The organism is Streptomyces neyagawaensis, assembly GCF_023516595.1.
Taxonomy (GTDB): domain Bacteria; phylum Actinomycetota; class Actinomycetes; order Streptomycetales; family Streptomycetaceae; genus Streptomyces; species Streptomyces neyagawaensis.
This window is the reverse complement of sequence record NZ_JAMGBG010000108.1, coordinates 1-7,369: the sequence shown is the minus strand read 5'-3', so window position 1 is coordinate 7,369 and position 7,369 is coordinate 1. Positions and strand designations below refer to the sequence as shown.

General features: G+C 64.7%; 8 protein-coding genes and 1 pseudogene. 7 read left to right on the top strand and 2 right to left on the bottom strand.

The window, feature by feature from the left end; all coding sequences use genetic code 11:
* From istB to M8J73_RS33840, 4 genes and pseudogenes are all read left to right on the top strand, one after another.
* Positions 1-567 (top strand): annotated as a pseudogene (gene istB, locus M8J73_RS45325) (IS21-like element helper ATPase IstB); the annotation flags it as partial.
* A 27-nt stretch (positions 568-594) separates the two neighbouring features.
* Positions 595-1,374, top strand: coding sequence for a hypothetical protein (locus M8J73_RS33850; RefSeq protein WP_240501718.1), 780 nt, complete (start codon positions 595-597; stop codon positions 1,372-1,374).
* Between the two features lie 14 nt (positions 1,375-1,388).
* A complete protein-coding gene (locus M8J73_RS33845) occupies positions 1,389-1,598 on the top strand; it encodes a hypothetical protein (RefSeq protein ID WP_240501720.1) in 210 nt (69 codons plus the stop codon).
* A gap of 16 nt (positions 1,599-1,614) precedes the next feature.
* Entirely contained in the window at positions 1,615-1,842 is a 228-nt protein-coding gene (locus M8J73_RS33840; protein WP_240501717.1) for a hypothetical protein, read from the top strand.
* Between the two features lie 754 nt (positions 1,843-2,596).
* On the opposite strand, the gene M8J73_RS33835 is transcribed toward M8J73_RS33840, so the two are convergent.
* Positions 2,597-2,989: a hypothetical protein gene (locus M8J73_RS33835; RefSeq protein WP_157873352.1), complete on the bottom strand. Its 393-nt coding sequence runs from the start codon at positions 2,987-2,989 to the stop codon at positions 2,597-2,599.
* 1,475 nt (positions 2,990-4,464) lie between these two features.
* Between M8J73_RS33835 and M8J73_RS33830 the strand changes: the two genes are divergently transcribed.
* Complete coding sequence (locus M8J73_RS33830) at positions 4,465-4,983, top strand: hypothetical protein (protein ID WP_055542484.1); 519 nt, start codon at positions 4,465-4,467, stop codon at positions 4,981-4,983.
* Positions 4,984-4,998: 15 nt separating this feature from the next.
* On the opposite strand, the gene M8J73_RS33825 is transcribed toward M8J73_RS33830, so the two are convergent.
* The gene (locus M8J73_RS33825; protein WP_055542483.1) at positions 4,999-5,538 is read right to left on the bottom strand and encodes a MarR family winged helix-turn-helix transcriptional regulator; all 540 of its coding nucleotides are present in this window, start codon (positions 5,536-5,538) and stop codon (positions 4,999-5,001) included.
* A gap of 222 nt (positions 5,539-5,760) precedes the next feature.
* On the opposite strand from M8J73_RS33825, the gene M8J73_RS33820 reads away from it, so the two are divergent.
* Entirely contained in the window at positions 5,761-6,264 is a 504-nt protein-coding gene (locus M8J73_RS33820) for a flavin reductase family protein (RefSeq protein WP_249829460.1), read from the top strand.
* Positions 6,265-6,294: 30 nt separating this feature from the next.
* On the top strand, positions 6,295-7,369 hold a 1,075-nt coding region (locus M8J73_RS33815; RefSeq protein ID WP_249829459.1), incomplete at its 3' end, for a 4-hydroxyphenylacetate 3-hydroxylase family protein.

Here is a 7,369-nt window from a genome sequence, read left to right as displayed (position 1 = left end):
CGCACCACAAGACGCTGGAGGACTACGACTTCTCCTTCCAGCCCGAGCTTGACCCGCGCAAGGTCAAAGACCTGGCCACCCTCTCCTTCGTCGAGGACAAGACCAACGTCGCTCTGCTCGGGCCGCCCGGGGTCGGCAAGACGCACATTGCCGTCGCCCTGGCCGTCGCGGCCTGCCCGGGCCGGCTACTCGATCCACTTCACCAGCCTCGACGACATGGTCCGCCACCTCAAAGCCGCCGAGGACCAGGGCAGGCTGATCAGCAAACTCACCAGCCACCTCCGCCCCAGCGTCCTCGTGGTCGACGAGGTGGGCTACCAGCCGCTGGAGCGGGCCGAGGCGAACCTGGTCTTCCAGGTGATCTCCAAGCGTTACGAGAAGGGCTCGATCATCCTGACCTCGAACAAGACCTTCGGCGAGTGGGGCCAGGTCTTCGGCGACGAGGTACTGGCCACCGCAATCCTCGACCGGCTAATGCACCACTGCGAAGTCGTCTCGATCAACGGCAACAGCTACCGGCTCAAGAACCGCCTCCAGGCCATCGAGCGGGACACCGACGTGGCCTGAGCAGTGGTGCACATAACTTCGTACTCGGTGGTGCACTCAGAGGAGTACCTGGACACCTGTTCCCGCTGCGTCGCCAAGGACCGGGTTCGCAACCTTCTCAGCGGCGAGGACGGAACCGTCCACCCCCAGCTACAGCCACTCGCGGAACAACTCGGCGCCGCCCAGGAACCCTGGTCCGTCATCACCTGGGCCCGCCGCAGCGACTCGGCCCGGATGCTGGCGGGCCTCGCCGCACAGCACCAGGAGATCACCCACGAGATCCTCGACGGCCTGCCTCAGGATTGGCGGACCCTCTACGTCCGCGAGCTCCTCGTCGCCGCCGGCGTCCTGCCCAAACGGCAGGAGAACTTCGCCCGCCTACGACTCTGGCTCAACGACACGCTCGCCGGCCTGCCCCCACACCAAGCCCGCGTCATCCGCCCGTTCGCCGAGTGGGGCATCCTGCGCGACGCTCGGCGCCGAGCGGACAAGGGCCGCTACACCGCCCACGCCGCCGCGAACGACCGGGTGGACATCCGGACCGCTATCAAGTTCATGACCTGGCTCGACGACAACGCGATCACGCTCACCGACCTCAGCCAGGAAGTCCTCGATGTCTGGCTGACCAACAACTCCACCCAGGTCCGCGGCCTATCGGCCTTCATCCGCTGGGCCGTCGCCCGCCACCTGACGGGCAAGGTCACCGTTCCGACGAAGAGGCACGGGCTGCCCAGCCGGTTCATGCACAGCGACGAACTCAACCAACAGCTTCGCCGCTGCCTCAACGACGACAGCCTCCCGCGGAGGCCCGCATCATCGGTTCCCTGACCAGCCTCTACGCCATGCCCACAACCCGCATCGTCGAGCTCACAACCGACCGCTTCCACCGCGACGGCGACGACGCTTACCTCACGATCGACCAGCACCCCGTCCTCATCGAGAAGCAGATCGCCAGCCCCAACTGCCGCACCTCCCGTGCTCCAGCGGTCGCACGGCGGAACACCCGGCTTCCTCTTCCCCGGCCGCCCGTCAAGCCGACCTCGAAGCGCTGACGCCGTCCACCGCTACATGAGGAAGTACGGCCTGCCGGGCATCAGCGCCCGCAACACGGCCATGATGGAAGCGATCACCGACCTCCCGCCCATCGTCGTTAGCGACCTTTTCGGCATCCTCCCCCACACCGCCTACGCATGGTCCCAGTACGCCCAGAACAGCTGGGCGGAATACCTCGAAGATGTCCAGGCCACCGATAGTGCAGGGCTGGAACATCCACTGTTCCTTAGTTTCACTGAATGAAACGCGTTATCGCCATCGAGTATTGTTCTAGGAATATTGCCTGCGACTCTGCAAATTCTGCTGTGTTGGGAAAGATGAGGGGGCGGTCGGCATCCGGCAGTCGCTGCTCGTCCGCCATCTTCCGGACATGCGGCCTTACCGGGGGCCTGTGCCAGCTATAAGTCCACTAGCCGTAGAGAAATCTCCGACCTGGTGTGCGGCCTATTCTGCGGAGTGCTGGCGTATCTTTTGATTGCCGGAGAGCCTCCGTGATCGCTCCAGGAACATTTCTAGCGGACCGGTATGAGTGTTACAGAGCTGGCGATGTTAGTCTTATAGTAGGTGCCTACTTCTTGCGTGAAGGTGATTCGTAGCGCCAGGTCGATCTCGCTGTATTTACTGGGGCTCATTAGGACTGCTGCACCGTCGGTCGCCCGCGCATAGTAGATCTTATTGTCAGTAGCCTGCCATAAGTAAATTTCGGGAATCCAGTCCACTACTATCCCGTAGCTGCTGTACTGCGTCTCCGGGTCGCGCCAAGCGTCAAGTATGGGTCGCCTGACTGTTAGACCTCCGGTTACAGCTTCTGAGAAGTTGAGATTGTAGGGAATCAATAGCCGATCGAAGCTCTGAACGTGCGTGACTATCTGAGTGCTTGCGGGTTCCGGAAGGGAGCCTACTTGCATCATCTCTGGAACGCTTGTGTGCAAGTCATTAGGGTTCACTGTCCATCGCAGACTTACAACACGCAGGCGAGTCTCGTGAAGCTTACTCATTACGACTTGACCACCTCCACCTGCCCATCCCAACCGCCAGACGCGTCAGCATTGAGGTAGACGTTGACAGTCTCGGCGGCTTCGGTCATACGACGCTGCGGTTCTCCTGGGCCTGAGAAGCTGAATATGAGGTGGCTCGTATAGTCTTGATAGAGATAAAACTCCGTACGACCTCCACCGGAATTGGCGTCGCCGCCGCTATTGAAACGGAAGGCTTTTAGTAGGATATCGTCATTATCCGAGCACCAGGGGAATTCCTTGAATGAAAGGCCGATGGTGGAACTGGGCTCGACTATCCTTAGAGGCCAGGTCGGGCTTTCGAGGTCTACAACGTTCCAACGCTTGTTGGTGTAGTTGTAAAGGCGTGCGAAGTAGGTAGTGTGCCATCCCATCTCAGCCCTCGCAGTCGTCAGCCGGAAGCTTGGTTGCCAGAGCCCCTCCGGACGGATGAGGTGAGATCACCCGCCACCGATGGCCTGCGATTGGGCGCACGATCAATCCGTGCTCGTCATGCCAGGTTATTTCAATGGTCCACGTTTTGTGGCATATGAGCACCTTTATGTCCGCTAGCTCACGCGCATCTGGATTGACATAAAACTGCATTCCGGTCGGTAGATCTAGGTGGCTGCATGATTCGGCCGTGAGGGCGTTGACGTTCAGCGAGCCGGTCCGGATGAAATCTTGTTCCAGTTGTCCTAGGTGGCGAAGTAGAGCTGTGTTACGCGCTAATGACATCAGTAGCTGGTGTACCTCTATTTCGATCTGAATGCGTTCCTGAAGTTCTTGTAAGCGCACGCACTCTCGCTCGTGTTCTCGTGATGCAACTAATAGCTGTCCTCGAATCCTGTCTGAGATCGCTCGCATGCCTGCCACTATAGGTGACTGGCTGGTGGCCCGGGAGGGGACGGAACTGAATGGTGAGTGCTGAGTGAAATGGTGCGTTGGTTAACGTCCGGGTCCACGCCTACGCGTGTGAAGCAATGTTGATTCAGGGTTCCACTGAAACTTGTGACGGCAGTAGTCCGTGAGAACCTTGACTGAGGCATTGTTCGTGTTGTGGACGATATGGGCAAGCTCTTCGAAGTGGTCTGCTCGCCGAAGTGGTGGTCATAGTCCTCAGCGACTTGGCAGGACATCCGCGCCATCGTGGATGTCTGTGCCGGGCGCGTCGACGTCCTGGCCTGGCGGCAGCCCTGCCCGGCGTCGACAACGGCCCAGGCGCCAAAGTCGAGGTCACCGGCCAGTTCGACGGCGGCCGGATCCGGTTCCACCCGGCGGACGTCGAGATGCTGCTCGACTTCCTTTCCCGCGCCTCGCCAGCAGCGAGCACCCGTACGGGATCGTCTCCGTCACCGTGCCGCACGGCGACGGCGAACCGAACGCATGGGCCTGGCACCTCAAGGACATGGAGTGGCTGACCCCCGACCAGGCCCTCAGTTGGCTGGGCGGCGAAGTCACCTACAAGACCGGCCTCCGCCTGGCACCCGGCCTGGTCACGAACCCGGACGATCCCCGGTCACGAACAGGTCAAGGCGATCCTTCACGCGCGCGGCCTCGACAAGGGCCAGGAGCAGGACACCGCCCCGGCCGCCAACGACCGGCCGCACGGCACACCGGGGGATGACGCCGGGAACTGCGCCCAGTGCGCCCGACCGCTCGTCTGGGACGGGACCGGCAAGCGCGTGAACGACGAGTGGGGCGAGTGCCTCTGCCACGGCCCCCGCCCGGCCGGCGCACGATCCGCCGTCCACGTCCCGGCCGCACTCGAGACGGCCCAGCCGCAGACCTGACCCGTAAGTGAGGCCGGGGCGCAGGCAGCGCGCCCCGGCCTCAACCACCCATCCAACCAGCCCCAGAGAGGCACCCCGTGATCGACAACCCGCCCGACGTCCACCTCACGATCTACAGCCCCGGCCGCTTCCCCGCCCACCTACCGTTCGCCGAGCACGGCTACCTGTTCACCGTCCCCGGCAGCTACCCAGACGACACCCCGGCCCACACCAACGTCACCGACAAGGAGATGGCCGTCTCCCGCACCAACGACGACGGCGACGAGTGGGAGGCCCGCGACACCAACGACGAACGCCGTGTGTGGGGCACCGGCAAAAGCCGACGCGAAGCGATCGGCCTCGCCTTCCTGGAGATCGCCCGCCGGCACCGCATCGACGCCGCCGCCATCGCCGAGAAGCGGAAGCTGGCCGGTCTGGAACCCGTCCCGCCGTACTCGGTGGAGATCACCAGCAGCGTCACCCTCGTCAGGGCGCGCTTCGTCCCATGGGCTCGGACGCGTCCGACGCCGCCCTGTGCTGGACGGAGCGATCTTCGCTGCGGACAAGTCAGGACGGCCAGTCACAGATGTGTGGCGTCCAACGCCGACAGGCAGTAGAGGCCCAGTCGGTCGTTAGGCCCGGTGTCGGGCGTCGAAGTGGGTGGAGTGAGCGGTTAGCTTGGCGAGGAGGTCGATAAGGGTCTTCTGCTCCTCCGCGCTGAGGGACCCGGCCCATTCCTGCTCCCGCTCGTTGTGGGACCGGAACGCCGAGGTGATGGCCTCGAGTCCGGCATCGGTCAGACGGAGCTGGACCGCGCGGCCGTCGTACGGTGCGCGCTCCTTGCTGACCAGGCCGTCCCGCTCCAGTGTGTTCACCAGCGCCGACACGGCGGCCCTGCTCATGCCGGACAGCTCGGCGACCTTCCGGGCCTCCACCGGGGCGGACAGCCAGATCACGAACAGTACGCGGAACCCGGGCCACGACCAGCCGCGTGGGCGGTGCACTGTCGACTCCAGGTCGTACACCAGCATGTTGGCCGCCCGGTGCAGAGTGAGCACCAGCCGCATCGCCAGCGGGTCGATGCCGGGAAGTTCCCGCGAGGTCCTCTCGATGGCGTGGTCGATGAAGGACCAGAAGTGCAGGTGCTCGGGCTCCGGCTGTTCGTTGGACACACCCGGAGTGTAGGCCGAGGATCGCGCACGCCAGATTTTTCCTGCCGCGGGGTTCCCAAGCGGCGGCGCCGAGGGTACGGTCACCAATTAATCAAAGCTTTGATTACAACCTTTAGTAAGCCTATTCACCGCTTTGCCCCTCTGTCTGTGCTCCTGTCCGGAGGACAGGCCCTCCCGGCCGGGCATCCGCCCGATGCCCGCCCGGCCACAAGGGAGCCCCCGATGCCCGAAACCCTCGCCCCACCCAGCCCCGCAGCCTTGCGCGCCTGCATGTCCCGCTTCGCCACCGGCGTGACCGTCGTGACGTTCGAAGGAGACGACGGCCCGCGAGGGGCCACCATGAACTCCTTCACCTCCGTCTCGGCCGACCCGGCGCTGGTGCTGGTCAGCGTCGCCCGCCGCGCCCGCTGCCACGACCAACTGATCGACCGGCCGTTCTGCGTCAACATCCTCGGCGCCGAACAAGAGCCACTGGCCCGGCAGTTCGCTGGAGCCCAGGGCACGACTGAGCCCCGCTGGGCGGCCGACGCCCGCGTGCCGCGCCTCGCCCACCCGCTCGCCTGGATCGAGTGCGACCCCTGGCGGTCGTACGACGGCGGCGACCACACCCTCGTCGTCGGCCGCGTCACCGATCTCGGCCACCGGGACGGCGACGCTCTCACCTACGCCTGGAGCCGCTTCGGCACGGCGGCCGAGGCCACCGACGGCATCGAACACCTCATCTGAAGCCCTCCCCTTCTCCTCAGGAGCACCACCATGGCCGCACGTACCGGCAAGGAATACCTCGAGCGACTCTCCGCTTCCCGCCCCACCGTCCATATCCAGGGCGAGACGGTCACCGGAGGCATCCAGGACCACCCGGCCTTCCGGAACGTGGTGCAGACGTACGCCGAGCTGTACGACCTCCAGCACTCCGCCGAACACAAGGACACCCTGACCTACACCTCGCCCACCTCCGGGGAGCCGGTCGGCACCTCCTTCCTCACCCCCAGGACCTCGGACGACCTCGTCAAGCGCCGCAAGGCGTACAAGGTGTGGGCCGACCACAGCAACGGCATGCTCGGCCGCACCGGCGACTACATGAACAGCTCGCTGATGGCCCTCGCGTCCGCCGCCGACTGGTTCGCCCAGGCCAACCCCGCCTTCGGCGAGAACATCCGCCGCTACTACGAGAAGGTCCGCGAAGAGGACCTGCTGTGCACCCACACCCTCATCCCGCCGCAGGTCAACCGGTCCGTGGCCGGCACCCAGCAGGCGGGCGGGAAGCTCGCCGCGCGGATCGTGAAGGAGGACGACAACGGCGTCGTGATCCGTGGCGCCCGCATGCTCGCCACCATCGCGCCGTTCGCCGACGAGATGCTCGTCTTCCCCTCGACGGTGCTGCGCGGCACCCCCGAGGACAAGCCGTACTCGTATGCCTTCGCCATCCCCAACGACACCCCCGGCCTGCGCTACGTCGCCCGCGAACCGCTCGACTACGACCGTCCCCGCCACGACCACCCCCTCGCCTCCCGCTTCGAGGAGTCGGACTGCGTGGTCGTCTTCGACGACGTGCACGTGCCCTACGAGCGCTGCTTCGCGCTCGGCGACGCCGAACTGTGCAACGGCTTCTACTCCCAGACCTCGTCCGTGGTCCACATGACCCACCAGGTCGTCACCCGCACCACCGCCAAGACCGAGTACATCCTCGGCCTGGTGTCGCTGCTGACCGAGGCCATCGGCATCGAGCAGTTCCAGCACGTCCAGGAGGACATCGCCGAGATCATCGCCACGCTGGAGATGCTGCGAGCCTTCCTCCGCGCGGCCGAGGCCGACGCCCAGGTCAACGAGT

Coding starts and splice junctions, on each gene's coding strand:
- M8J73_RS33845 (WP_240501720.1), top strand. CDS start 1,389: ATGCCCACAACCCGCATCGTCGAGCTCACAACCGACCGCTTCCACCGC.
- M8J73_RS33840 (WP_240501717.1), top strand. CDS start 1,615: ATGAGGAAGTACGGCCTGCCGGGCATCAGCGCCCGCAACACGGCCATG.
- M8J73_RS33835 (WP_157873352.1), bottom strand. CDS start 2,989: ATGGGATGGCACACTACCTACTTCGCACGCCTTTACAACTACACCAAC.
- M8J73_RS33820 (WP_249829460.1), top strand. CDS start 5,761: ATGCCCGAAACCCTCGCCCCACCCAGCCCCGCAGCCTTGCGCGCCTGC.